Annotated in this window: 24 protein-coding genes, 2 tRNA genes and 3 rRNA genes; 13 read left to right on the forward strand and 16 right to left on the reverse strand. The window is 56.7% G+C overall.

The genetic code is table 11. The annotated features are described in order from the left end of the window. Positions 1-6 precede the first annotated feature (6 nt). From AC6EI9_RS11935 to AC6EI9_RS11980, 10 genes are all read left to right on the forward strand, one after another. Positions 7-1,404, forward strand: coding sequence for a TIGR03279 family radical SAM protein (locus AC6EI9_RS11935; RefSeq protein ID WP_498467954.1), 1,398 nt, complete (start codon positions 7-9; stop codon positions 1,402-1,404). A gap of 336 nt (positions 1,405-1,740) precedes the next feature. After that, a complete protein-coding gene (locus AC6EI9_RS11940) occupies positions 1,741-3,141 on the forward strand; it encodes a TolC family protein (RefSeq protein WP_498467955.1) in 1,401 nt (466 codons plus the stop codon). Between the two features lie 13 nt (positions 3,142-3,154). Continuing rightward, complete coding sequence (locus AC6EI9_RS11945; protein WP_498467956.1) at positions 3,155-3,958, forward strand: inositol monophosphatase family protein; 804 nt, start codon at positions 3,155-3,157, stop codon at positions 3,956-3,958. Between the two features lie 600 nt (positions 3,959-4,558). Next, positions 4,559-6,043 (forward strand): 16S ribosomal RNA (locus tag AC6EI9_RS11950). A 184-nt stretch (positions 6,044-6,227) separates the two neighbouring features. Further along, positions 6,228-6,301: transfer RNA gene (locus AC6EI9_RS11955), tRNA-Ile, on the forward strand. Between the two features lie 9 nt (positions 6,302-6,310). After that, positions 6,311-6,383, forward strand: a tRNA-Ala gene (locus AC6EI9_RS11960). Between the two features lie 392 nt (positions 6,384-6,775). Next, positions 6,776-9,641: ribosomal RNA gene (locus AC6EI9_RS11965) — 23S ribosomal RNA — on the forward strand. Between the two features lie 116 nt (positions 9,642-9,757). Then, positions 9,758-9,874: ribosomal RNA gene (gene rrf / locus AC6EI9_RS11970) — 5S ribosomal RNA — on the forward strand. The 16S, 23S and 5S rRNA genes sit together here with 2 tRNA genes alongside, the layout of an rRNA operon. Before the next feature lie 105 nt (positions 9,875-9,979). Next, positions 9,980-10,915, forward strand: coding sequence for a YihY/virulence factor BrkB family protein (locus tag AC6EI9_RS11975; RefSeq protein WP_498467957.1), 936 nt, complete (start codon positions 9,980-9,982; stop codon positions 10,913-10,915). 49 nt (positions 10,916-10,964) lie between these two features. Beyond that, entirely contained in the window at positions 10,965-11,315 is a 351-nt protein-coding gene (locus AC6EI9_RS11980) for a hypothetical protein (RefSeq protein WP_498467958.1), read from the forward strand. A gap of 20 nt (positions 11,316-11,335) precedes the next feature. Here the strand turns inward: AC6EI9_RS11980 and AC6EI9_RS11985 are convergent, their stop codons facing one another. The 9 genes from AC6EI9_RS11985 to AC6EI9_RS12025 form a co-directional block, all read right to left on the reverse strand. Next, on the reverse strand, positions 11,336-11,707 hold the full coding sequence (locus AC6EI9_RS11985; RefSeq protein WP_498470058.1) for a DUF2834 domain-containing protein: 372 nt from the start codon (positions 11,705-11,707) through the stop codon (positions 11,336-11,338). Continuing rightward, positions 11,700-11,981, reverse strand: a complete 282-nt coding sequence (gene xseB / locus AC6EI9_RS11990) for an exodeoxyribonuclease VII small subunit (protein ID WP_498467959.1) — start codon at positions 11,979-11,981, stop codon at positions 11,700-11,702. Before xseB ends, AC6EI9_RS11985 begins: the two co-directional genes overlap by 8 nt. A 44-nt stretch (positions 11,982-12,025) precedes the next feature. Next, a complete protein-coding gene (gene xseA / locus AC6EI9_RS11995) occupies positions 12,026-13,183 on the reverse strand; it encodes an exodeoxyribonuclease VII large subunit (protein ID WP_498467960.1) in 1,158 nt (385 codons plus the stop codon). Next, positions 13,173-13,349, reverse strand: a complete 177-nt coding sequence (locus tag AC6EI9_RS12000; RefSeq protein ID WP_170953712.1) for a hypothetical protein — start codon at positions 13,347-13,349, stop codon at positions 13,173-13,175. Before AC6EI9_RS12000 ends, xseA begins: the two co-directional genes overlap by 11 nt. A gap of 112 nt (positions 13,350-13,461) precedes the next feature. Then, the gene (locus AC6EI9_RS12005; protein WP_066911871.1) at positions 13,462-13,605 is read right to left on the reverse strand and encodes a CAB/ELIP/HLIP family chlorophyll-binding protein; all 144 of its coding nucleotides are present in this window, start codon (positions 13,603-13,605) and stop codon (positions 13,462-13,464) included. Positions 13,606-13,674: 69 nt separating this feature from the next. Continuing rightward, positions 13,675-16,212, reverse strand: coding sequence for an ATP-dependent helicase HrpB (gene hrpB, locus AC6EI9_RS12010; RefSeq protein ID WP_498467962.1), 2,538 nt, complete (start codon positions 16,210-16,212; stop codon positions 13,675-13,677). Between the two features lie 15 nt (positions 16,213-16,227). Then, on the reverse strand, positions 16,228-16,404 hold the full coding sequence (locus AC6EI9_RS12015) for a hypothetical protein (protein ID WP_498467963.1): 177 nt from the start codon (positions 16,402-16,404) through the stop codon (positions 16,228-16,230). Positions 16,405-16,436: 32 nt separating this feature from the next. Continuing rightward, entirely contained in the window at positions 16,437-16,820 is a 384-nt protein-coding gene (locus AC6EI9_RS12020; RefSeq protein ID WP_066911878.1) for a DUF8663 family protein, read from the reverse strand. A 56-nt stretch (positions 16,821-16,876) separates the two neighbouring features. Further along, entirely contained in the window at positions 16,877-17,140 is a 264-nt protein-coding gene (locus AC6EI9_RS12025) for a DUF2973 domain-containing protein (protein WP_498467964.1), read from the reverse strand. Positions 17,141-17,331: 191 nt separating this feature from the next. On the opposite strand from AC6EI9_RS12025, the gene AC6EI9_RS12030 reads away from it, so the two are divergent. Further along, a complete protein-coding gene (locus tag AC6EI9_RS12030) occupies positions 17,332-18,513 on the forward strand; it encodes a trypsin-like peptidase domain-containing protein (protein WP_498467965.1) in 1,182 nt (393 codons plus the stop codon). A 6-nt stretch (positions 18,514-18,519) separates the two neighbouring features. Here AC6EI9_RS12030 and AC6EI9_RS12035 read toward each other — a convergent pair whose 3' ends face one another. Both AC6EI9_RS12035 and AC6EI9_RS12040 read right to left on the reverse strand, forming a co-directional pair. Further along, complete coding sequence (locus AC6EI9_RS12035; protein WP_498467966.1) at positions 18,520-18,711, reverse strand: DUF8642 family protein; 192 nt, start codon at positions 18,709-18,711, stop codon at positions 18,520-18,522. 115 nt (positions 18,712-18,826) lie between these two features. Continuing rightward, a complete protein-coding gene (locus AC6EI9_RS12040) occupies positions 18,827-20,551 on the reverse strand; it encodes an ABC-F family ATP-binding cassette domain-containing protein (RefSeq protein ID WP_498467967.1) in 1,725 nt (574 codons plus the stop codon). 77 nt (positions 20,552-20,628) lie between these two features. Here AC6EI9_RS12040 and AC6EI9_RS12045 point away from each other — a divergent pair, with 77 nt between their 5' ends. Further along, positions 20,629-20,799 (forward strand): hypothetical protein, encoded by a 171-nt coding sequence (locus tag AC6EI9_RS12045; RefSeq protein WP_498467968.1) that lies wholly within the window; start codon positions 20,629-20,631, stop codon positions 20,797-20,799. Here AC6EI9_RS12045 and AC6EI9_RS12050 read toward each other — a convergent pair. Both AC6EI9_RS12050 and AC6EI9_RS12055 read right to left on the reverse strand, forming a co-directional pair. Continuing rightward, entirely contained in the window at positions 20,777-21,004 is a 228-nt protein-coding gene (locus AC6EI9_RS12050) for a DUF8665 family protein (RefSeq protein ID WP_498467969.1), read from the reverse strand. The two genes, AC6EI9_RS12045 and AC6EI9_RS12050, sit on opposite strands and share 23 nt — an antisense overlap. 63 nt (positions 21,005-21,067) lie before the next feature. Then, entirely contained in the window at positions 21,068-21,382 is a 315-nt protein-coding gene (locus AC6EI9_RS12055) for a DUF8682 family protein (protein WP_498470059.1), read from the reverse strand. A 141-nt stretch (positions 21,383-21,523) separates the two neighbouring features. Between AC6EI9_RS12055 and AC6EI9_RS12060 the strand changes: the two genes are divergently transcribed. Further along, the gene (locus AC6EI9_RS12060) at positions 21,524-21,832 is read left to right on the forward strand and encodes a ribbon-helix-helix domain-containing protein (protein ID WP_498467970.1); all 309 of its coding nucleotides are present in this window, start codon (positions 21,524-21,526) and stop codon (positions 21,830-21,832) included. Positions 21,833-21,838: 6 nt separating this feature from the next. On the opposite strand, the gene AC6EI9_RS12065 is transcribed toward AC6EI9_RS12060, so the two are convergent. From AC6EI9_RS12065 to AC6EI9_RS12075, 3 genes are read right to left on the reverse strand one after another with little or no spacing between them, the layout of a single operon-like run. Next, the gene (locus AC6EI9_RS12065) at positions 21,839-22,993 is read right to left on the reverse strand and encodes an anhydro-N-acetylmuramic acid kinase (RefSeq protein WP_498467971.1); all 1,155 of its coding nucleotides are present in this window, start codon (positions 22,991-22,993) and stop codon (positions 21,839-21,841) included. A gap of 8 nt (positions 22,994-23,001) precedes the next feature. Beyond that, positions 23,002-23,706: a potassium channel family protein gene (locus AC6EI9_RS12070; RefSeq protein WP_498467972.1), complete on the reverse strand. Its 705-nt coding sequence runs from the start codon at positions 23,704-23,706 to the stop codon at positions 23,002-23,004. Between the two features lie 24 nt (positions 23,707-23,730). Further along, positions 23,731-25,134: a TrkH family potassium uptake protein gene (locus AC6EI9_RS12075; RefSeq protein WP_498467973.1), complete on the reverse strand. Its 1,404-nt coding sequence runs from the start codon at positions 25,132-25,134 to the stop codon at positions 23,731-23,733. Position 25,135 lies beyond the last annotated feature (1 nt).

Below are 25,135 nucleotides of genomic sequence, written 5' to 3' on the forward strand. Positions count from 1 at the left end.
CTTGCTGTGTGGAATGAGCCTTCCGCAGGAGTTGCTGTCACGGCTCTGGATCCTGCAAGCCCCTCAAGACAACCTGAACCTGCGGTTGTTGCCTCAGTGGAGTCAGGTTCCATTGGAGAGGAGCTGGGATTTGAACCAGGAGATCAGCTGCTCAGCATCAATGGAGTACGCCCACGAGATCTCATTGATTACCGCTATCTCATTGTTGAGGAGGAGCTGACGCTTGAGGTTCGTGACAGCGCCGGTGAGCTGCATTGCGTCGAGCTGGAGAAAGATGCCGACGATGGTTTGGGACTTGGTTTCACCGAAGCGCTGTTTGACGGCCTTCGTCAATGCACCAACCGTTGCTCCTTCTGCTTTATCGACCAGCAGCCGCCTGGCCATCGAGACAGTCTTTACCTCAAGGATGACGATTATCGACTCAGCTTTCTTTACGGCTCCTATCTCACTCTCACCAACCTGAGTGATGCCGACTGGGAGCGGATTGAACAGCAAAGGCTGACACCGCTTTTCGTGTCAGTGCATGCAACAGACCCCGATCTGCGCTCCACTCTTCTGGAAAATCCACGAGCAGGAAAACTGCTGCAGCAGCTGGAGTGGTTTGCGCAGCGCAAGTTGCAGATTCATGCGCAGGTGGTGGTGTGTCCAGGTCTCAATGACGGTGATGCACTCCTCAACACCCTGCGCGATCTTGCCCGTTTTGCAGGTGTTGAGTGGCCTGCCGTGCTTTCAGCGGCAGTGGTGCCGGTGGGTCTGACTCGCTTCCGACCGCCTGGTGATGGGTTACGGGCCGTCACCCCCGATGATGCCTGCAGGGTGATTGATGCAGTCGAACCGCTCCAGTCGGAGTTTCAAGGGCGTTTCGGCAGTCGTTTTGTTTGGCTGTCGGATGAGTGGTATTTGATTGCGGGTCGTCCCCTTCCCCCTCGCGTCAGCTATGAGGATCTCCCCCAGCAGGAAAATGGTGTGGGAACGATCCGGGCGTTCCTCGAGTCGCTGGATGAGGCCACGGAATCATTGCCAGAGCGTGTTGTCGTGCCCCTGCGCAGCAGCTGGGTGGTGGGTCGTCTCGTGGACAAGGCTCTGGAGACAGTGACTGAGCGCCTCAACGGGATCGAAGGCGTCAGCCTGCAGATGCATGGTCTTCCAAGTCCCTACTGGGGACAGGATCAGGTGGTCACCGGTCTGTTGACTGGTCAGGATTTGCTGGATGGTCTCAAAGATCAGGACCTGGGGGACCAGTTGCTGTTGCCATCAGTGATGTTGCGGCAGGGGCAGCCTGTATTCCTCGATGACATGACTCTGGAACAGGTTCAGGCGCAACTTCCTGTTCCGATTCGGATTGTGCATGGAGCAGCTGACATCGTGGCTGCCGTACTCGGAGATCCTGGGAAAACCACCTAAGCTCCGCCAAGCTCAGGATTTGATGTGCGTCGGACAGCTGCAAGCCTTCTTCTGATTGCAGGCTTCGTGCCCGTCCAAATCGCTGGAGTTGCTTCCGCTCAAGAGTCTTCTGACCTTGGATCAGGTGATGGCGCGGCCCTGATCGATCAGAACACTCTGCCGACGGCCATTGAATTGAAGGGATCCCGGCCGCAGGCCGATCCCTCGGTACTGCCTCCGGCGGCGACAACACTGCCTGAGACGCTCGATTCATTGAATTCGCCGCCGAGTCTTGCTCTGCCGAATCAGCCTGATCAGGTGCGCATTCGAGAGTTCAGACCGCTCACGCTCGCGGAAGTGGAGCAGCTGGCTGAAGTCAACAATCCAAATCTCAAAGCTGTGGCTCTCGAGGTTCAGCAAGCGAAGTCGAGTTTGAGAGCGGCCATTGCAAGCTGGTACCCAACGCTCAATCTCAAGGCCAACGGTCTTCCTCAATATCTCTCCAGCCAAGAGGAGTTCTTTGATGACAACGTTGCCGATACCGAGAGCTCAACAACTGGTCTGGAGCAGCAGCAAGGGGAAACTACGTTTTCGGAAGTTTCGACAGCCAATTTCAGAGCTGAGCTGAACTGGAAATTGATCGATCCAGCACGAGTTCCGCAGATTTCTGCTGCGCGTGACAAGTTCGAGAGATTCCGTGATGCCTATCTGATTGCTTTGAGAGATTTGCGTCTGTCAACATCCAAGGCTTATTACAACCTTCAGCGATATGACTCGCAAGTCAACGTTGGTAAGCAATCTGTTGCTGCGTCTTTGTTGAGTTTGCGTTATGCAAGATCACGTTTTCAGGCAGGGGTTGCAACCAAGCTTGAAGTCCTTGAAGCTGAAACGCAACTTGCTCGAGATCAAGATACTTTGACGGGCTTTCTGAATCTTCAGCGTCGAGCCCGAAGAGATTTGGCCAAGATTCTCGATCTGCCCCAGGACGTCACTCCGACAGCCGCTTCGCCATCAAAGGTTGTGGGAACTTGGGAACCTTCTTTACAGGAGAGCATTGTTGCGGCTTATGCCTTCCGTGAAGAGCTCGATCAGTTCATCCTCGATATCTCAATTAACAACAGCGATGCCAATGCTGCACTGGCAGCGGTGCAGCCAATTCTTTCTCTCTACAACAATTTTTCGACACAGCGGTTTGACGGCCAGCAAGCGGAAGCCTCTTTAGGCAGCACTAATTATTACGGTTGGGATATGGACAATGCTGTTGGCATTTCGGCAACCTGGAATATTTTCGATGGTGGTCGTGCTCGAGCTGAGTATCGGCGCAAAAAGCAGGCCGCTGAAGCGAGCACTTATAAATTCGCCCAACAACGTGGTCTTATTCGATATGAAGTCGAGAAGAGTTTTTACGACTTGAGGGCGAATCAGCAGACCATTCGTACCACTGCCAGAGAGGTATTGTCTCAACGCGAAGCGTTACGCCTGGCAAGACTTCGTTTTGCTGCAGGCGTGACCACTCAGCGAGAAGTGGTTGACAACCAAAGAGATCTCACAAGAGCACAGGTTCGCCATGTCGATTCTCTTTCTGACTACAACATCACCATTGCTGAGTTGCGGCGATACACCGGGCTCGACCAAGTGGTCTCCTGTCCTCCCTTGAATCTGCCAGCAGATAAAGCACAAACACCTGAATCTGAAGAGGTTCAGATCAAGCCCACACCCAACATCCCAGCCTGCCAAGCTTCCCTACTGGGATCTTGATCATGACGCGACGTTGACCTCAAGACTCCTTAACCCTCAGCAGTTACTCGCAGTTCATCAGCTGCTGGACACGGTCGCAGATCGGCAAAGGCAGGATTTCGGAAACATCGTCTCCGACACCAAAGCCGATGGATCCTTGATCACCGCCTGTGACCGTTGGAGTGATGAGGCCTTGGTCAATGGTCTCTCTGCGCTGGCTCCCGGTGAATTCACTCTCAGCGAGGAGGGAGAGAAGACTTGTCCATCGTCCTCTGCTTTCTGGGTGGTTGATCCTCTCGACGGCACCACCAATTTCGCTGCTGGAATTCCTTATTGGGCGATTTCTGTGGCTCGTTTTGTCGACGGCCGACCCACTGAGGCTTTTCTGGAGATTCCATCTCTGCGTCAACGGATTGTGGCGATTCGCGGGCGAGGAGCCTGGCGCAACGGCAAATCTCTTTCTGCAGAGACTCGGCTTCAGGCAGGCAGTGCCTGTGTTTCGCTCTGCAGTCGAGCGATTCGGGTGCTGCAGCGCCGACATCAGGAGCCTTTCCCCGGAAAAATTCGCTTGCTTGGTGTGGCCAGCCTGAATCTGGTCAGCGTGGCTATGGGGCAGACAGTTGCAGCTCTGGAGGCCACTCCCAAGATCTGGGACCTGGCAGCAGCCTGGCTGGTTCTCAGCGAACTGGGCTGTCCCCTGCAATGGCTTGATCACGATCCAGCGGCGCTGACGCCTGGACAAGATCTTTCCGATGTCAGTTTTCCTGTGCTTGCAGCGAGTTCGCAGGCTGAACTTGAGCGTCTCAGGCCCTGGGGAGAGTCGTTGCTGCTTCCCTGACTGGGCAATGAGTTGCGTAGAGGGGCATGAGTGAGTTATGTTTTTGGACTGCGCGGCAGGCGGAAGCCTGGAGTGCAGCCTTTGAGCATGAAGAGCGCGAGCTTGTAGTGTTTGGGGGTGCTTACAAGGCCAAGAGGGAGCGATCCCACGGTGTTGTAAATTTCACAAGCGGTCGCGAGACCGCACCGCCAACCGTTTCTGAGAAGGAACGCGACGGCAGAACCTGGACAATCGAAAAGTTTAGGAACTGACGCTTTCATCGCGTCGAGTTTCGATTGCTGAGCTGAAAGGTTTGGTGATTGAGCTTGATGGAAATGCGATGTAAGTGTGAGGTCCCGTCAACAATTTTTAGTTGCAAAGAAGCAACGTGCTTACAAGATTGAAAGTTTTCACGAGCTTTTGATGTTGTCGGTGTGCGCGTTGTGGAGCAACGACCGGATCTGAGATCCTGGAAAGTCACGAAGGAGAGATTCTAAGTGCACTCTTATGAACCCTTCTGTCAGAGGAAGGTGGTTTTAACTGCAATCAGTGCGCCAGTGCTGATGAGTGGGTAAAGCAAATCAAGTTGAAGAGGTGAAAGCCTTTAAGAGGACTTGATCTACAACGGAGAGTTTGATCCTGGCTCAGGATGAACGCTGGCGGCGTGCTTAACACATGCAAGTCGAACGAACCTTCGGGTTAGTGGCGGACGGGTGAGTAACGCGTGGGAATCTGCCCTCAGGAGGGGGATAACGGCTGGAAACGGCCGCTAATACCCCATATGCCGAGAGGTGAAATGAATTTCGCCTGAGGATGAGCCCGCGTCTGATTAGCTAGTTGGTGAGGTAAGAGCTCACCAAGGCATCGATCAGTAGCTGGTCTGAGAGGATGATCAGCCACACTGGGACTGAGACACGGCCCAGACTCCTACGGGAGGCAGCAGTGGGGAATTTTCCGCAATGGGCGAAAGCCTGACGGAGCAACGCCGCGTGAGGGATGAAGGCCTCTGGGCTGTAAACCTCTTTTCTCAAGGAAGAAGATCTGACGGTACTTGAGGAATAAGCCACGGCTAATTCCGTGCCAGCAGCCGCGGTAATACGGGAGTGGCAAGCGTTATCCGGAATTATTGGGCGTAAAGCGTCCGCAGGCGGCCTTTCAAGTCTGCTGTTAAAACGTGGAGCTTAACTCCATCATGGCAGTGGAAACTGTTGGGCTTGAGTGTGGTAGGGGCAGAGGGAATTCCCGGTGTAGCGGTGAAATGCGTAGATATCGGGAAGAACACCAGTGGCGAAGGCGCTCTGCTGGGCCATAACTGACGCTCATGGACGAAAGCCAGGGGAGCGAAAGGGATTAGATACCCCTGTAGTCCTGGCCGTAAACGATGAACACTAGGTGTCGGGGGAATCGACCCCCTCGGTGTCGTAGCCAACGCGTTAAGTGTTCCGCCTGGGGAGTACGCACGCAAGTGTGAAACTCAAAGGAATTGACGGGGGCCCGCACAAGCGGTGGAGTATGTGGTTTAATTCGATGCAACGCGAAGAACCTTACCAGGGTTTGACATCCTGCGAATCTCTTGGAAACGAGAGAGTGCCCTCGGGAACGCAGTGACAGGTGGTGCATGGCTGTCGTCAGCTCGTGTCGTGAGATGTTGGGTTAAGTCCCGCAACGAGCGCAACCCACGTCTTTAGTTGCCAGCATTTAGTTGGGCACTCTAGAGAGACCGCCGGTGATAAACCGGAGGAAGGTGTGGATGACGTCAAGTCATCATGCCCCTTACATCCTGGGCTACACACGTACTACAATGCTACGGACAAAGAGCAGCAAGTTCGCGAGGACAAGCAAATCTCATAAACCGTGGCTCAGTTCAGATCGTAGGCTGCAACTCGCCTACGTGAAGGAGGAATCGCTAGTAATCGCAGGTCAGCATACTGCGGTGAATACGTTCCCGGGCCTTGTACACACCGCCCGTCACACCATGGAAGTTGGCCACGCCCGAAGCCGTTACTCCAACCCTTGTGGAGGAGGACGTCGAAGGTGGGGCTGATGACTGGGGTGAAGTCGTAACAAGGTAGCCGTACCGGAAGGTGCGGCTGGATCACCTCCTAACAGGGAAGACAAACAACGATTTTGATGTCTGAGTATTTAATTCTTAGGCCGAAATCCTGTCACCTTAGGTCGATCGGTACCTCAATTTTGAAGTCAAGAATGCATAGCGATATGAATTGCTTGATGGAAATTTTCAGTTCCTAAACTTTGTCTAGGTCACATCCCACAAGGGTTGAGTCTTCCTGGGCCATTAGCTCAGGTGGTTAGAGCGCACCCCTGATAAGGGTGAGGTCCCTGGTTCAAGTCCAGGATGGCCCATTCGGTGTTGGGGGTTTAGCTCAGTTGGTAGAGCGCCTGCTTTGCAAGCAGGATGTCAGGAGTTCGAGTCTCCTAACCTCCACTGATCGAACTCAATCTCCATCTTCTGAATGATGGAAGGTGAACTCGAATGTGATGTGATTTAGATGTGTCCGCTGGCATGACCCCAGCTTCCTGTCATTCTGAAATGACGTGAATTATCACGATCTTTTAGTTGATAAGATGCTGGGCTCGAACTGTTTAAACAGTTTGATGTCTAGCAGAACCTTGACAACTGCATAGGAAAAAGTCTGTAAGAATAAGCATCTCTCATGGATGCATCATTCTTTTTTAGGATGATGTCAATTCTTGAGCAAGAGCCGAGACTCCATAACGTTCTTCTAATTGTGTCGAGCAATTGGGAGTTTGATGATTGATTCAGCAATGAATCGTTCAGAATCTGTTTCAACGACAGCAAGCGTTTTGGAGATTAATGGTCAAGCTACAAAGAGCTCACGGCGGATACCTTGGCACACAGAGGCGATGAAGGACGTGGTTACCTGCGATAAGTCTCGGGGAGCTGGAAACACGCTTTGATCCGGGAATTTCCGAATGGGGCAACCCTTAGAACGGCCAGCTGAATCCATAGGCTGGCACGAGCCAACCCAGCGAACTGAAACATCTTAGTAGCTGGAGGAAAGGAAAGTAAAAACGACTCCCTGAGTAGCGGCGAGCGAACGGGGAAGAGCCTAAACCGATGGTTTCGACCATCGGGGTTGTGGGACAGCAATGTGGAAAAGGGATGTTAGTGGAAGTGTTTGAAAGACACGCCAAAGAAGGTGAAAGCCCCGTACACGAAAACTGAACTGACCTAGCTGTATCCCGAGTAGCACGGAGCACGTGAAATTCCGTGTGAATCCGCGAGGACCACCTCGTAAGGCTAAGTACTACTGTGTGACCGATAGCGAAACAGTACCGCGAGGGAAAGGTGAAAAGAACCCCGGGAGGGGAGTGAAATAGAACATGAAACCGTGAGCTTACAAGCAATGGGAGCCCGACTTATCGGGTGACCGTGTGCCTGTTGAAGAATGAGCCGGCGACTTATAGGTACTGGCGGGTTAAACCGGAAATGGTGGAGCCATAGCGAAAGCGAGTCTGAATAGGGCGTTTGTCAGTATTTATAGACCCGAACCCGGGTGATCTAACCATGGCCAGGATGAAGCTTGGGTGATACCAAGTGGAGGTCCCAACCAACTGACGTTGAAAAGTCACTGGATGAGCTGTGGTTAGCGGTGAAATGCCAATCGAACCCGGAGCTAGCTGGTTCTCCCCGAAATACGTTGAGGCGTAGCGTCTCGTGCTCCAGCAGGGGGGTAAAGCCACCATTTCGGTGCGGGCTGCGAGAGCGGTACCAAATCGAGATGAACTCTGAATACCCTGTGTGTAGCGAGGCAGTCAGACTGTGGGGGATAAGCTCCATGGTCGAGAGGGAAACAGCCCAGACCGCCAGCTAAGGTCCCCAAATCAACGCTAAGTGATAAAGGAGGTGGGATTGCCCAGACAACCAGGAGGTTTGCCTAGAAGCAGCCATCCTCAAAGGAGTGCGTAATAGCTCACTGGTCGAGCGATCCTGCGCCGAAAATGAACGGGGCTAAGCGTTGTACCGAAGCTGCGGATTTATGGTAGGGGAGCGTTCTATGTGGGGCGAAGCGTTAGCGTGAGCGGGCGTGGACTGCATAGAAGTGAGAATGTCGGCTTGAGTAGCGAAAACATGGGTGAGAATCCCATGCACCGAAACCCTAAGGGTTCCTCCGGCAGGCTCGTCCGCGGAGGGTTAGTCTGGTCCTAAGGTCAGGCCGAAAGGCGTAGTCGATGGATAACAGGTCAACATTCCTGTACCGGTTATGTTTTGGGAAGAGGGACGGAGAAGGCTAGCCAAGCCAGATGTTGGTTACTGGTTCAAGCGTTCGAGGCTATGAGGAGCGGCGAAAACGTTCCGAGCTGAGGCGTGAGTACGAGCTGCTACGGCAGCGAAGTTGGTGATGTCATGCTTCCAAGAAAAGCTCTATACCCGTTAAGACATAACTGCCAGTACCCGAAACCGACACAGGTGGGGTGGTAGAGAATACCGAGGTGCGCGAGGTAACTCTCTCTAAGGAACTCGGCAAATTAGCCCCGTAACTTCGGGAGAAGGGGTGCCACCGCAAGGTGGTCGCAGTGAAAAGGCCCTGGCGACTGTTTACCAAAAACACAGGTCTCCGCTAAGTCGCAAGACGATGTATGGGGGCTGACGCCTGCCCAGTGCCGGAAGGTTAAGGAAGCCGGTCAGCGTAAGCGAAGCTGGCGACTGAAGCCCCGGTGAACGGCGGCCGTAACTATAACGGTCCTAAGGTAGCGAAATTCCTTGTCGGGTAAGTTCCGACCCGCACGAAAGGCGTAACGATCAGGGCGCTGTCTCGGAGAGAGGCTCGGCGAAATAGAATTGTCTGTGAAGATGCGGACTACATACACCCGGACAGAAAGACCCTATGAAGCTTTACTGTAGCTTGGTATTGTGCCCGGGCTCTGAATGCGCAGGATAGGTGGGAGACGTTGATCTAGTGCTCGTGGGTACTAGGGAGTCAATGGTGAGATACCACTCTTTCAGAGCTAGGGTTCTAACGTTCACCCGTTATCCGGGGAGCGGACAGTATCAGGTGGGCAGTTTGACTGGGGCGGTCGCCTCCTAAAAGGTAACGGAGGCGCACAAAGGTTTCCTCAGGCTGGTTGGAAATCAGCTGACGAGTGCAAAAGCAGAAGGAAGCTTGACTGTGAGACCTACAAGTCGAACAGGGACGAAAGTCGGTTTTAGTGATCCGACGGTTCTGAGTGGAAGGGCCGTCGCTCAACGGATAAAAGTTACTCTAGGGATAACAGGCTGATCTCCCCCAAGAGTTCACATCGACGGGGAGGTTTGGCACCTCGATGTCGGCTCATCGCAACCTGGGGCTGAAGTCGGTCCCAAGGGTTGGGCTGTTCGCCCATTAAAGCGGTACGCGAGCTGGGTTCAGAACGTCGTGAGACAGTTCGGTCCATATCCGGTGTATGCGTAGGAATATTGAGAGGATTTCTCCCTAGTACGAGAGGACCGGGAGGAACGCACCTCTGGTGTACCAGTTATCGTGCCAACGGTAAACGCTGGGTAGCCATGTGCGGAGTGGATAACCGCTGAAAGCATCTAAGTGGGAAGCCCACCTCAAGATGAGTATTCCCATGGGGTAACCCAGTAAGGTCACGGGAAGAACACCCGTTGATAGGCTCTACGTCGAAGTCCAGTAATGGATGCAGCGGAGGAGTACTAATAGACCGAGGGCTTGACCATGATTTGGTTCTTGCCTGAGGCGATGATTTATTCGATTCAGACGCATGATCAACAATGAAAGTTGTTGATCATGTCCTATGCAGTTCTCAGGGTTCAACCTTGGGAATGTTTTCTATCCTGGTGTCCATAGCGTTGTGGAACCACTCCGATCCATCTCGAACTCGGTTGTGAAACGCAGCAGCGGCGACGATATTTGGGGGGTAGCCCCCTGAGAAAATAGCTCGATGCCAGGTAAAACATTTCTATCACGCATGTGATGCGAAGAAAGCCACCCTTGATGGGGTGGCTTTTTTTGTACCTTGACGCGCTAGTTTGGATTTATAACTTTGACAGAATTCATGGCGAAGATGCTGTCGATTCGTCAAATTTGCCGCTCTCTGTGGAGGGCTTGTCTGCGTTGGGCGTCTTTTGATTGTGTTGATCTCAGCGCCGCTTTCGCTTACTACACACTTCAGTCAATCTTCCCAATTCTGCTGATTTCATTGTCTTTGGCGTCCTGGCTTCTCGGAAGGCAGCCGAACCTTGATGATCAAATTCTGATCTATGTCAGTGGTGTTCTGCCGCCTGCTGCGATTGAGATCATTCGCCAGACTCTTCAGCAGCTTGTTTCTCAGGGATTTGGTGCCGGTCTCCTGGGTGCAGCCGTTCTGTTGGTCACTGCGGGTAATGTTTATTTGACATTGCAGCGTGGAGCTGATCGTTTATGGCGTGATGTGTTGCAGCCATTGCCCGATGCATTGCCGCTTGGAGCTCAGGCTTATCGATTTGTGCGGGTGAGAGTCGAAGCCTTTTTCGTTGTGATTTTGATAGGCCTTCTCATCGTTGTTGATCAAATCAGCGTCAATTTGCGAATGGTACCGGCGGCTTTTGTTGATGAACTGGCTCGCTCCTTGCCCTGGCTAACTGACATTTTTCCTGATTTGCCTGTGCTTCAGTTTGGTCGCTTGTTGATTCCTTTTATGGGTTTCTCGGGCATGGCTTTGTTGTTGCAATTCTTGCTTCCGAGTCGAAAAGTTCCTTTCCTGCCATTGGTTCCCGGATCCTTGCTAATCGGATTTTTGCTGACAATCCTTAATCTGGCTGTCAGTCGAAGTGTTCTCTCGCTGGGTTCGCGATTTCAGGCTTATGGAGTTATCGGCGGAGTCCTTGTATTGACATTGTGGATCTGGATGGTTGGCGTCGTGATTTATTTCGGACAGTGCTGGAGTGTGGAGCTGGCCAAGATGCGTATGAAGAAGGGCGGTGATCCGTTCTTTCCCGTCGTTCCAGATTGACTTGAATCAGGGATCATAGAGATCATTCATTCAACAGGAATCGGTTGATATGGGTCGCCTGTCTCCTCTGGTTTGGCTTGTGGCCTTTTTGCTGTTGCTGCCGACACCTGTCGGCAGAGCATTCATCGATGTGATTGGCGGAGTGGCCCTGGTTCTGTTGGCACTCCCTGTGATCCTCGGAGGCGTGGGTTGGATTGGCTGGAAGGTATTGCAAAGCCGAATGCAGGTCTGTGCCAACTGCGGTTCAGCATCGTTGCAGGCAACCCCAGTCTGTGCTGTTTGTGGGTCTGCTTTCTCAAAAGGCGATCCTTCCGGAGTTGATAACTCGCCGGTTGAAGTTGATTCAACCCCTGCCAGTTCCGTCACGATTGATGTGACTGCGGAAGATGTAGAAAGCTGAGGCGGATCTGATTGGGCTGGTCACTCAGTCATTGGATCGATCGCCTGATTCTCTTTCTCAAGCTCCAGAAGACGACGTTCACGCAAATGCAGAAAGAAGGGTCCTCCGCAGGCAAACGACACGGTGACGCAGAGCACTAAGCAGACCCACCAGCGTTTGACCTGTAATCGGCGCCCTTCAACAGCGATCCAGATGGTGAATGCCGTGGCGCCGATGATCAGATCGCGGCTGAGGGATCGTGACGCTGCAGTCAGATTGGCATCCCTGATGAAGCCACTGAGGTCGAAGCCTGAGCCCGTTCCCATCTGCATGAATTCCAGATTGGCTTGCCAGGGCAGTACGGCACCCAGCACGGCCAGTAACAGATAGCTCCAGATCAGAATGTTACGCATCATTCCGCTGCTCAAAGGTCTCAGTTGTCAATGTTTCTGGATTGAGTTGAAGAACATTCTGTTCTGTTTCGCTGAGTAGTTGTTCACATCGGTTCAGATAAATTTCTGCTCGTTGATAACTGCTTTGAAGTTCGGACAACGGTAGAGATTCGTCCTGAAGTCTGGCCAAGAGGAGGTCGAGGGCCTGTAGCGCCTCCTCATAGTTCAGTGCTTCAGCCTCCTTGCGCCAAGTCGCCTGTGGATCGTTCTTGATCGTTTGGGATTTTTTCGGCATGGAATGACGGGGGCGTTGGCTTCAAATCAGAGGTTTCGTCTGGGTCAGGTGGATCCAACGTTGGTCTCAATGGATTGGACAGTCACGCCGATCTTCCCGTCTCGAAGTTGAATCACCAGATCGTCACTGGGCTTGGCATCACTCACTGATTCCAGCACTGTGCCGTTGGTCTGCATCACCTTGGCGAAACCTCTGCTCAACCAGCGATCTGGTGAGAGGGCCTTGAGCAGTTGCTGGCGTTGATGCAACTGCAGACGGCTGCGCTGCAGCACAGTTTGTGGCTGAACACTTTCTAGGAGTTGATGCCTTCGCAGCAGCCGCTCTCGTTCTCGCTTGAAACGCCACTGTTGTTGTTGAACCAACTGCAAACGTTGCTGCCGGACTGTCTGCAAGGCTGAGTCTCGACTCGGGAACAGGCTGACGATCGCCGCGGTGGGAGTGGCAGCTCGGTGATCCGATACCAGATCGGCCACGGTGAGGTCGTCTTCGTGCCCCAGGCCTGTCACGACCGGACAGCAGAAGGCAGCAATGGCACGACAGACCTGTTCGTCGTCGAACACCATGAGATCCTCCCGGCTACCTCCTCCTCTGGCCAAAACCAGAGCATCCAGCTTCAACTGGGGTTGAGCTTGGTTGAGCTGCTCCAGTGCCGTGCAGATTTGGGGAGCGACGGAGCCCTGAACAGGGATTGGAACAACAAGCAGCTCGGCCAGTGGCCATCGTTCTCTGGCCGTTCTCAGCATGTCTGCCAAGGCTGAACTGGGCACGCTCGTTAACAGTGCAATTCGGGTTGGGACTAACGGAAGCCGTCGTCGTGCTGCTGGATCAATCAACCCTTCTGATGCCAGCAGCGCTTTGACAGCTTCAAAGCGTCGCTCAACGGTGGAGAGACTCGGGCGGATGTCGATGGCCTGTACGGCGAGACTGGCTCGTGCCGCCCAGAAATTCAACTTCCCCACCACTGTGATGCCGTCGCCGTCCGCCGGCACGTAATCCAGTTGATTCAACCTTGAGGCCCAGCAGACCACCGTGATGGTGGCCTCCCCATCGGTGAGGTTCATCCAGAGGTGTCCCTTTTTGACCTGGGGGCGTGATGCACTGCCCTGGACCAGAAAACGGGGGGCGAAACCTCGCTCGAGCAGTGAGCCGACTGCGCTGTTGAGCTCCTTGACGGAGTAGCTGGGGATGGCGTTAGCGATCAAGGCGGCGGTAGGCGAAACCCCAGTAGATGCAGACAGCACCAGCGATCACGCTGAGAATGCGGCCCCATTGGTGATCCAGCTGGGTCAGCCCGATCGACAGAAACACCAGCGCACTGCTCAGCAACCTGGCACCATCGCGGCGGTTGCCGGCGAAGAAACGGGGCAAGGGCAGAGGACAACTCTGGATACTCTCTCGCAGCGCAGGCAGACATTAAAAAACCCCACCGGCATGCCGGTGAGGTTTTGAATGTGTATCGCTTAAGTGCGTGATGTCGCGATCAGCCGAGGCCGATCTGGGACAGGATGCCCTGGCCGGTGAGCAGCTCGGTACCCAGGCCGATCACGAAGCCCATCATGGCCAGGCGGCCATTCCAAGTTTCAGCAAAGTTGACGAAGCCGAAGCGGGATGCGTTGTCAGACATGGGTCGTTTTCCGTGACTTCAACCAATGTAACAAACAATGGAGTTTTGTTGCCTGTCGTGAATGCAGCATTACGACCACTTCTTCGACTTGCTAGTGGGAGCGGCTGTCATCGGTGATTCCGGCCACGGGTGTTTCGGGTAGCGACCGCGCATCTCACGACGCACGTCGTCGTAACTGCCGGCCCAGAAGCCCGCGAGGTCCTTGGTGCGCTGCAAGGGACGGCCAGCTGGGGACAACAGTTCAAGGGTCACCGGCAATGCCCCGTTCAGAAGGATCGGTCCCTGAGTGCTGCCGAACATCTCTTGCAGCTTCACCGACAGCACGGCGTCGTCGTCTCCGTACGTGACTCTGGCTTCTCTGCCGCTAGGAATCCTCAGCCGCTCGGGAAGCAATGTGTCCAGTTCCCGTCGCTGTGCCCAGGTGAGATCACTCCACAAGGCTTCGATCAGGTCGTCGCTGTTCAGGTCTTGCCAGCTGCTGCAGCTCAGGCTGGCCTCTTTGATCCAGAGCTCAGGTGCTCTCTGCAGTTCTTGGAGTGTGCGATTGGGCCATGGTCCCCCTAAGTGACTGTGGGCAATCTGGAGGCGCCGGCGCAGCTGTTCGCAGCGTTCATTCCAAGGAAGAGGTTTGAGGCCATGGTCGCGAAGCCGCTGCAGCAATGCACTGCTCACCAGATCGGCCGAGGGGCGGGGCAGCTGCTGGCGCTGCAATTCGATCGCACCAAGGCTCAGCACTCGCTCAGCGCGGATTCCCTGCTGTTTGTCGTTCCACACGACGTGTTCATGCCACTCCCCTTGTTCAGAGGCGATGTCGTCGAGATAGTGCCGGCTGATGGGCACCGCCAGGCGAATGCGTGCATCGCGCTCCTTGAGGTCAAGCCGGGCGATGGCCAGGGCCTCGGCGCTGCACAAGGGATCTGACGTCGGCATTAGGGCGCCACGACCCTGGCGCAGCAGGAAGGCTCCCGGTCGTCCTGATCGAGCCAGGGCGAGCCACTCGGGAAATGCCGTGGCGATCAGCCGCGCGATAGCGAGGTCTTCCGGGTCGTTCAAGGGCAACTGCGCCTCCGGTGGATTGATCCCATGCAGTTGTCTTTGCCACTGCCGACTCTGCTGGCGCATGCTGCCGAGGCCGTCGTGACGATTGGAGTGCGCTGTGTCTCTGAGCCGCTCGAGACGATGGCCGATGTCACACCCAAGATCCCGGCTTCCGGGGAGATCCCGTTCACTCAGCAGCGCAGCCAGATCGCAGGCCAGTGCTTCGAGTCTCCAACGCTTCGCTTGGATCAACATCAGCCCCAGCCTTGGGTGCATGCCGAACGCTGCCACTTGTTGGCCAATGGCTGTGATCTGCCCCTGATCCGTCAGCAGTTTCAGCTGCTTCAGCTGTTGCTGCCCCTCCTGAAACAGTGGTTTTGGCGGGGGCTCCAGCCAGTCAAGATCCTCGCCGAGGCCAGCACCCCACTGCGCCAGGTCAAGCACTGTGGGTTGTGGATCGGCCCGTTGCAGCTCCGGAGGATCTTGGGCTGGTCGGCGTTGCTCGTCAGCCGCTGACCAAAGGCGCACGCAGCGCCCTGGCCCCTGGCGACCGGCTCGTCCACGCCTCTGATCGGCGCTGGCAACGCTGGCTGGCACGGTCACCAACCCCTCCATGCCGGTGCCTGGATCAAAACGCGTGTGGCGATTCAAGCCCGCATCCACCACGAGGCGTATGCCATCCAGGGTGAGAGAGCTTTCCGCGATGGATGTCGACAGCACAATGCGTCCGTGCCAGCGCTGGTCGCAGGAGCTGAGGATCTCGGTCTGATGTTTGAGGGAGAGCTGGCCATGCAGTGACAGCACCTGCCAGTTCCGCAGATACTCCGCTCCCATGAGCTTCTGTCGGCACCGTTCGATTTCACGCACACCGGGGAGAAAGACGAGCACCCCAGGGGGAGTTTCTCCCGTCTGATGATCACGTTCGAGTTCGATCATTTCCTCCTCGAGCGCCCGCAGCACATGCGTTTCCAGCTGCTCTTTGTCGCGAGGCGGGCAGTGGCGGGTCACCACCGGGAATGCTTGTCCCTGACTGGTGAGCGTGTCGGCAGCATCGAGCTGAGCACCCAGCTCCTCGAGCTGGAGGGTGGCTGACATCAGCAGCAGCTTCAGATCAGGCCTCAGCAAGCGTCTCGCTTCTCGCAGCAGTGCCAGGGCAACGTCACTGTCGCGGCGGCGTTCGTGGAATTCATCGAAGATCACAACTCCCACTCCGGGCAGGTCCGGCTGTGACTGAAGACGCCGCAGGAACAGCCCGTCAGTGATGGCTTCAATGGTCGTGGTGTCTGAGCGTTTCTGTTCGTTGCGGACTGAGTACCCCACACGCTGGCCCACAGGTTCCCCGATGGACTCAGCCAGTCGTGTCGCAGCGGCTTTGGCAGCCAGTCGTCGCGGCTCAATGAGCAGGATGCGGCCCTCAGTTCGTGGAGCCTGGACCAGTTCCCCCATCAAGGCCAGAGGAACTCTGGTGGTCTTGCCTGCACCCGGTGGAGCCTGAAGGATCAGCGTTCCTGATCTGTGCAGTCGAGCGCAGAGTTCAGGCAAAAGGCCATCAATGGGAAAGGAACCCAAGGGCGACGATCGGCGTCAGTGGATGAAGTTGATGATTCCCAGCAGCAAAATGCTGGTCAATGCACCCATTGCAGTGAGCAAGCGGATGAGCGGTGCATTGCGATGTTTCAGCGTGGCCATGAAGAAATCCTTAAAGGCCTGACGGGAGTTTTTTAGCCCGTTGTTGACCAGCTTGGCTGTATCTGTCGTCACGGCGTTACACGCAACGAGCTGACTGATGGGCTTCAGCGCACGTGGCGAGCACCATCAACCGGGTGATAATCCTCTCCGGTGAGTTCCTCGTAGACGATCGCAGGCAGTCCTGTTTCGAACATCGTCTGCAGGGCTTCTTTCAAGTAGGGGTTCCAGCCACCGGTGCTGACCTGGCCATGCCTGACGGTCCAGTCCCAGGTGCCCTGAAGATCCCTGGGGATGCGGCCTTCGCGGTCGCGTCGAGCGACCAGATCGAGTGATTCCACCAGCCCCACCTGGATTGGATCCTTGCCGTAGGCGGGCGTCAGGCTGAGTTCCAGACGCACAGGATCTTCCTTGAGCAGACGCAGTCGAAAGCGGGGAGGAAGTTTCACGGATTTGATCACCGCGGCAACGATCCGTGTTCTTTGATCCACCAGGAGGTTCCCCCTACGAGTCCGAGTCGAGCTGCCGCGCAGCTTTCCTACCTAACCTATTCATTGGGTCGCCCATCAGGCTCGCCGGTTTCATCCTCACCACTGAAACGAACGGTGAGCAGATCTTCCTCGGTCAATCGGCCATCACCATCGAGCAGTTCCGGGTGAATGGTGACTTTGCCCGTTCGGTCTGAAGGGGTTTCAGTCAATCCTGGAGAACGCACCGCTGCGCTGAACCCGCGTCCCATCACCCGAAAGGCTTGCCACAGCAAGGCCAGGAAGACCAGTCCGTAAATCAGTGGGAAAAGACTGCTGATCATGGGATGACGGCGGTTGTCGAGCTGGGACACACCCTCTCTTGACCCCCATCATCGCTATTGCTCGGCCAGTTGTGCTCGTTCATGACGCACTGTTGGTTGCATCTGGTCATGGAATCAAGGGCGATCCCCCCTGTCCGCGCTGGATTGCCCTCATTAAGGTCAGTTTCTCGATAGTTCTCATTGCCCTCTCCATGGCTGTGGCACCCACCATTTCTGTCAAAAAGCATGCTCCGGTGTCGCGTGTTCGCCGCCGGGTCCTGCCTTTGATGATGGGGTTGTCGCTGGTGGCTCCCGCTGGGCTGGTCATGCCGCAGCGGAGCGCTCTTGCAGCACCCCAGGTTTCAGCTTCGGCGGGACTGGTCGCTCAATCCTTTGTGGCGGCGGCCGTGGCGAAAAGCGGCCCTGCAGTGGTCACGCTGGAAACGCAGCGAACGGTGCGAACAGCCGGTGGGTCGGGGTTGCCTGATGGACTGCTGCTTGATCCCTTCTTTCAGCGATTCTTCGGCCTGCAGGGCTCGGCGGCTCCCAGAGCTCGCGTCGAACGCGGTCAGGGCAGTGGTGTGATTTTTGATGGTCAGGGACTGGTGCTGACCAACGCCCATGTCGTTGAAAACATGGATCGGGTGATGGTGGGATTGCCTGATGGCAGACGCGTTTCAGGCCAGGTGGTCGGTCAGGACTCGGTGACCGATCTCGCGGTTGTGAAGCTCCAGGGAGGAGGCCTCTGGCCGACCGCTCCGCTTGGCGATTCGGATCGACTGCGCGTTGGTGACTGGGCCATTGCTGTTGGCAATCCTTTTGGGCTTGAAAACACCGTGACCCTGGGAATTGTGAGCAACCTCAACAGGAATGTCTCCCAGCTCGGCATCCAGGGCAAACGTCTGGATCTGATTCAGACCGATGCGGCGATCAACCCCGGGAACTCCGGCGGCCCTTTGCTCAATTCCGCTGGTGAGGTGGTGGGGATCAACACATTGGTGCGCTCGGGTCCTGGCGCCGGACTTGGATTCGCGATTCCGATCAACAGGGCAAAAACGATCGCCTTGCAGCTGGTGAACCAGGGACGAGCCAGTCACCCCATGGTGGGGATCGGTCTGTCGACGATTCCTGCATCAATGCCCGGCGGGATCGTGCCACCCGGAGCGGTTGTCCGCTCGGTGATGCCTGGTGGCCCTGGAGCTCTGGCCGGCCTTCAGGTCAACGATGTCATCGTGTCAGTGGCCGGCCAGGCCGTGCGTAATCCAGCTGAAGTGGTGACAGCCATTGATCGCAGCGGTGTTGGTCAGCCACTGATCCTCAGCGTGCAGCGTCAGGGAAAGCAACTGCCAGTGACGGTCAGGCCCGTTGAGATGCGTGCTCTGAAGATGCCCTGATCTGGGTCAGGCGTCATCTGCATCCTTCAGTTGCTCAACGCAGCGTGTGATGCATTCACCATCGTCGAGGGAGCATGTGGTGATGCACTCGAAGTAGGTCTCGACGGCATCCCATGTCTGCTCATGCTCGCCAGCTGGATTGGGACTGCTCAGGTTGAAGTCTTGGATACCGGCGGACTGAGTTTCAGTGTTTCTCATCGAGTGCCGGGATCGGTGATGTCAGCCTATGCACACGTTCAGAGCCGGTAAAGGGAAATAAGTCTTCCTGCCTAACAGTTCGTGAAGTTTCGTCTTGCATCCCGCGGGATTTGAATCAGGCCGCACTTTTGCGCTTCGCGTCTCGCTCTTTCTGCTTCTCGCGTTTGGCCTTTCTCTTCGCGTCCTGTTGCGCCAGTCGGAGGGCGGCTTCGGCGGCCTCTTTCTCTTCGGCTTTCTTGTCAACGTAATAGGAATAGTCACCTCGATAAAGAACCAGTTCGCCATCGCGCAGCTCAACGATCCGATTGGCGACACGGGAGATGAAATACCGATCGTGAGACACGAGCAGGGCCGCTCCCTCGTAGGCGCACAGGGCGTCTTCCAGCATTTGCTTGGCGGGGATGTCGAGATGGTTTGTGGGCTCGTCCAACACCAGGAGATTGCATGGTGTCAGCAGCATCAGAGCCAGTGCAAGCCTTGCCTTCTCGCCGCCGCTGAGCTTGCCGACCTCCTTGAAGACTGTGTCGTTGCTGAAGCAGAAGCTGCCCAGCAGCGAGCGCACCTGGGTCTGCGTCCAGTCCGGAACCGCTTCAAACATGGTGTCGATAACGGTTTTGCTCAGGTCCAGAGCCTCTGCCTGGTTTTGTTCGAAATAGCGCGCGATCACATTGTGTTCGCCTAGGCGGGCCGACCCTTCGTCGGGTGACTCCATTCCCATGATCAGTCGCAGAAGCGTGGATTTGCCCGCTCCATTGGGCCCGACAAAAGCAATCCGATCCCCCCGCTCCACCTCTAGTTCCGCTCCGAGGAAGAGGATCTGGTCGCCATAGCTGTGGGTGAGGTTCTCCATCAGAGCGACCTGGGCCCCGGAACGGGGTGCGTCAGGGAACCGGAAACTCGGTCCGGCAACGCTTTCGATCGGCGCGTTGACCAGTTCCACCTTGTCGAGCTGTTTTTCCCGGCTCTTCGCCTGGGTGCTTCGTGTGGCACTGGCCCTGAAGCGATCGATGTAGGCCTGCTGGGTCGCAATCTCCTTCTGCTGACGGTCGAAGGCAGCCTGAGTCGCCTCCTGTTCCAGCTGCTTCTGTTCCAGATGTGCGGTGTAATTGCCCAGATAGCTTCTGGAGATTCCCCGTTCGGTGGCAACGATCTGGTTGCAGACGCGATCGAGAAAGGTTCGATCGTGACTGATCACCACCAGGGCTGCTGTCTGCTCCTGCAGGTAGCCCTCAAGCCACTGGATGGTGTCCACATCAAGGTGGTTGGTCGGCTCATCGAGCAGCAGCAGATCCGGGTCCTGCAGAAGAATCTTGCCCAGGGCGATGCGCATCTGCCAGCCACCCGAATAGTCCCCGACCTGGCACTCTGCACTGTCTGGCGTGAAGCCGATGGTGGGCAGCAGCTTGTCGATGCGGGCATCCAGTTCGTAGCCATGCAGGGCTTCGAATCGGTTTTGCAGTTGTCCCAGCTCGTGGATCAACTCATCGAGGTGGTCGGGATCTTCAGCGGCTTGCTCAGAGCCCATTGCCTCCTCCACTTCGCGTTGGCGGTTCAGCACCGTGGCGGCTTCTCCAAACGCCTGGAAGAGCTCTTGCCGCACTGAGCGGTTGGGGTCGACATCGAATTCCTGCTGCAGGAATGCGATGCGTGGTTCTCCCTGGCGAACGACTGAGCCGCTGGTCGGCTCTTCATGGCCGGCGATCAACCGCATCTGAGTCGATTTGCCTGCGCCATTGACACCCACAAGGCCAATGCGATCGCCGGGTTTGATCTCCCAGGTGACGTCGCGAAGCACTTCCCCTGTGGGATAGATCTTGCTGACGTGCTCGAGTCGCAGCACCGGCGAAGACGCGGAGAAATTCCATCATCTCGCGTCGAGGTGTGGGCAGACTGTGCTCACACAGAGAAGCTGCGTTGATGCGAAGGCTGGAGCAGGTCGCCGCCCTGGTGGTGGCCGCAGGGCTGGCTCTGGTGAGTTACTGGTTGTTCTTCAGCTGGGCCGGGGGAGGTGGCAGCAGGGATCGTCTGCCTGTTCCGGCTTCACCCAGCCAGTCCAGCCAAGTGATTAAAGACCGCCCCTCGCTTTGACCAGCCACTGTTTGCTGAGTTCGTCATCCAGGCTGTTGATGAACGTCTTGACCTCGTCGTGGGTCACCGAAAGGTTCATCTGTTCTCCCACCTGACAGATGGTCTGAACGGCTCCATCAGGATTCTGAAGTGCCTGCCTGAACAGGGCGCGAGTCAGATCCCGGTCCTGTTCGATTTTTGCGTAGAGCTCTGCTGCGTTGCTCATGGAGCACCACCATCTCCATAAACCCTATCCATGCCAGCCCTGAGTGCCCAAGGACGTTCTCTTTTATGCGGCCTGATCGAGATCGGCTTCCTTGAGGCCCGCTGCGGAAGCATCCTCCATGCTGCGCGCATCCATGCAGAGAACTTTGCGGAGTTGGGCATAGTTGGCCGCCTGCGACATCCTTCCTTCCTGGACAGCGCCGTATTCAGCTCGCTGCAGCACATGGTGCAGGTGTGTGAGCAGATAGGAACTAATCACAGCCGATACCAGTACATCGCTGTTTTCAGCGGCACGGCGGGATCGACGAGAACCGCCAGCCCTTCGTTTTTGCGGGGCTGACTGGCGGGTGCTGGGGGCCTGGCTGGTTGTGCGTGGCATGGCAGTCCTGGCGGAATCGTTGAAGAGCAGTCCTGGGGTGATGAGCCGCGTGACGGTGAATGAATCGATGACCGCATCATAGTGCTGGATACTACCCTTGCGCATCTCAGTACACTTTTAGGTATCTCTGCCTCACGGTTCGTGGCGACCCGCCAAACCTCATCCAGCGGGAAGCCGAAATCGCCCCGGATTCAGGTGGTTCTTCCCGAAGATCTCTGTCATCGGCTCACAGCTCTTGCTGAACAGGAGTGCCGAACCGTCAGCAACATGGCCATGGTGTTGATTCAGCAGGGGGTTCAGAGGCTGGAGCAGGTCAGTTCCTCAGTGGTGCCAGCTCCGACGGTGCCAGCTCCGACATCCACGGAGCGTTTGCGTTCAGCTCTGGAGGCGCAGCAGCCTCGTCGACTCCGGGGCGCTCCCAGGCGGTTGCGCCTGCATCGACCCGACTGAAAGAGTTCAGACCGGTTCGGCGCGGACCCCCAGAACACAGCCGCGTTCAGCCCCAGTGATCGAGGGCGCATTGCCGGGATGATTGCGGTGATGCCACCAGGCCAGCAGCGCGAACACCAGGGCCTCGCGCATCTCGCAAGGCAGTCCAAGGTCGTCGCTTGGGCGCACTCTGAGACCCAGGCAACGCACCTGCAATTCCCGCATCAGAGTGCTGTTGCGGCGGCCTCCTCCGGCCACCACCATTTCCACCGGCAGGGGAAGGTCGAGATCCCTCAGATGCTGTAGATCCTGAGCCACCACTGCAGCTGTCAAGGCTGTGAGTGTGGCCATCTGGTCTTCGGGGCAGGCCGGTTGAAGCTCGCTGAGCCTCCGTTCCAGGTCCTTGCGATCGAACAGCTCCCGTCCGGTCGACTTCGGAGCTCTCTTCAGGAAATAGGGCTCACTGAGCCAGCTCTTTAGCGGCTCATCCATCACCTGGCCCTGTGCAGCCATGGCTCCGTCCTTGTCACAGCGCTCTTTCCCGCCGCTGAAGCCGGTCATCGCCAGGTCAATCAGACTGTTGGCGGGACCGCAGTCCCAGCCGAGCACAGGTCGTTTCCGGTCTGGACCGCGTGATGGTGGAATCAGGGTGATATTGGCGATGCCACCGAGGTTCAGAAGTGCCCGCCAGCCTTCGATCCTGCCGATCAGAGCCGCATCGGCCATGGGCACCAGGGGGGCACCCTGCCCTCCCAGAGCCAAGTCGGCGGCTCGGAAATCGTGAATCACTGGTCGCTGCAGTAACTGAGCGAGCAGCGGACCCTGAAGCATCTGCCAGCTGCTTCCACGTCGGCTCTGGCCTTTCGCGTCGCATGCAGGTGGGCGGTGCCAGATCGTTTGACCATGGCAGCCAACGAGGCTGGCTGAACGATCGGGATCGCACGCTTCAGCAGCCTTTGCCTGATGTTCAGTGATCGCTTCAGCCAGTTCCAGAAAGGCCGCTGCAGGCGCTGCGTCACCCAGGGCCACGGCCAGCATGCGCTGGCGCAGTTCTGAGGGATAAGGGCAGGAAGCACTGTGGATGAGGGTCCAGCGTGGGCTGCTCGACCGCCCACTGAACTCAGCAAGAACCGCATCCACTCCATCGGCGCTGGTGCCGCTCATCAGCCCGAGAACGCGCATGATTCCGCTCAGGTGCGGGGGAGGTTCTGAAGGTCATCCGTCAAACCCATCACCACCAGAACGTGCCCTTCCATCAAAACGTGTGTTGCGGGTGGATTCACCATCAGGTCGGCAGCCGGTCCGGCTGCCAGCACATTGACTCGATAGTTCTTACGCAGGTTGAGATCGCGCAGTGAGAGTCCAACAAAGCGCTCAGGCACTTTGATCTCCTCGATCGAGTTGAGCTCGTCGAGCTCCAACCGCTCCATCAGATTGGGCCGAACCAGCTCAAGCCCCAGACGCTCCCCCTGCATCCGCGAAGGAAATACAACGCGGTCTGCGCCAACGCGTTTCAGCATTTTTTCGTGCAGATCGCTGGTGGCCCTGGCAATCACACGGCGCACGCGAGTGCCCTCGCTGTCTTTGGCGATCAGGGTGGCCGTGATGCTGGCTTCGATCGGTTCGCTGATCGCCACGACCACGGTGTCCATGTCGAGGATGCCTGCTTCCCTGAGCGATTCCTCGTCGGTGCAGTCGAGCACCCGTGCTTCGATCGACGGCTCAAGTTGCCTGAGTTCCTCGATCGCTTTCGAAGAACGATCCACAGCAAGCACGTCTGCCCCGCTCTGCATCAACTGGCGGCAAACAGCGCTGCCAAAGCGTCCAACGCCCACGATCCCGAAGCTGCGGGGGTCGCTGTCTTCAGCAGGCGACCAGTGCCACCAATCCCTCATGGCATCAGCCCCAACGAGTCACGTTCAGACATAGAGATCCTCACGGGGATAACCGATCCGATTCTGGCGCTGCAGCTGGTTTCGATCGAAGCTCTCCCAAATGGCACTCAGCAGCAGCAGGATCCCCAGTCGGCCCACAAACATTCCCACCACCAGGATCAGCTGACCAAAACGCCCAAGCTGTTCAGTCACGCCCAGGTCCATCCCCACAGTGGCAAAGGCTGAGATGCAGGTGAACAGCAGTTCCAGAAAAGTGAGGGGCTCTTCACCGTTCTGATTGGTGGTGAGGGCGAGAAGCAGTGCCATCACAAGCACAAACATCAGGGACGCCATCACGATGCTCACGGCCCTCAGCACCACCTTGTCAGGAATCTGACGATGGCGGATGACGACATCATCCTGACCGCGAAGTGTGGATCGCGTGGCGGCCATCAGCGCTGCCACCGTGGTGGTCTTGATGCCTCCGCCAGTACCTCCAGGGCTGGCTCCGATGAACATCAAGGCCATCAGCAGCAACAGTCCGGAGTCGGAAACACTGTGTTCAGAGAGCGGAACTGTGGTGAAGCCCGCTGTTCGAGCACTCACGGATTCGAACAGGGCCGTCATCAGTCGCTCAGGCCAGCCCATCGTGGTGAGGATGTGCCCCTTGGAGAGGGATTCAGTCAGCAGCAGCCCGAACGTTCCGATCAGGATCAGCAGAATCGATGTTCTCAGCACCAGTCGTGTGTGAAGACTGAGATTGCGGCGCTTGAGTCGTTGCCGGTTGCTCCAGAGATCGCTGGTCACACGCCAGCCGAGTCCTCCCAGAACAATCAGCAGCATGATCACAGCATTCACCACCCGATTCGTTCGGTAGCTCTCGAGGCTGTCGTTCCAGAGGCCGAACCCCGCGTTGTTGTAGGCAGAGATGCTGTGAAACACGGATGCCCACAGTCTTTCTCCACCCGCAGGAAGGTCTGAAAAACCGTAGGTGTAGAGCACAACGGCGCCCACCATGATCAGCACTGCTGCGGTGAGGGCAATGCTTCTGAACGTTCCGCCGACGCCTCCCACTCCGAATTGATCAAGGGTCTGGCCACGGTCCAGGCGACGTCGCAGGGAAGCTCCCCGCACCACAAACCCCTGCAGGAAGGTGGTGATCGCCATCAGACCAAGCCCTCCCACCAGGATCATGACCGCCAGAACGCCTTGGCCGACGACGGTCAGATCCTTGCCGACGTCGATCACGCTCAGGCCTGTCACGGTGACCGCGGAGGTCGCTGTGAACAGGGCTTCCCAGAGTCCGACACTCGTGTTGGAGCAGAGCGGGCTGGACAGCAGCAGTGTCCCGAGCGTGATCACCAGCAATCCCGTCACGACCGTGAACTGGGGCACGGTGAGGCGCCGGTACCAAGCCTGAGTGCGATGAATGGCCCGAGGCAGTGCCATG

This window comes from Synechococcus sp. MIT2312 (assembly GCF_059772315.1).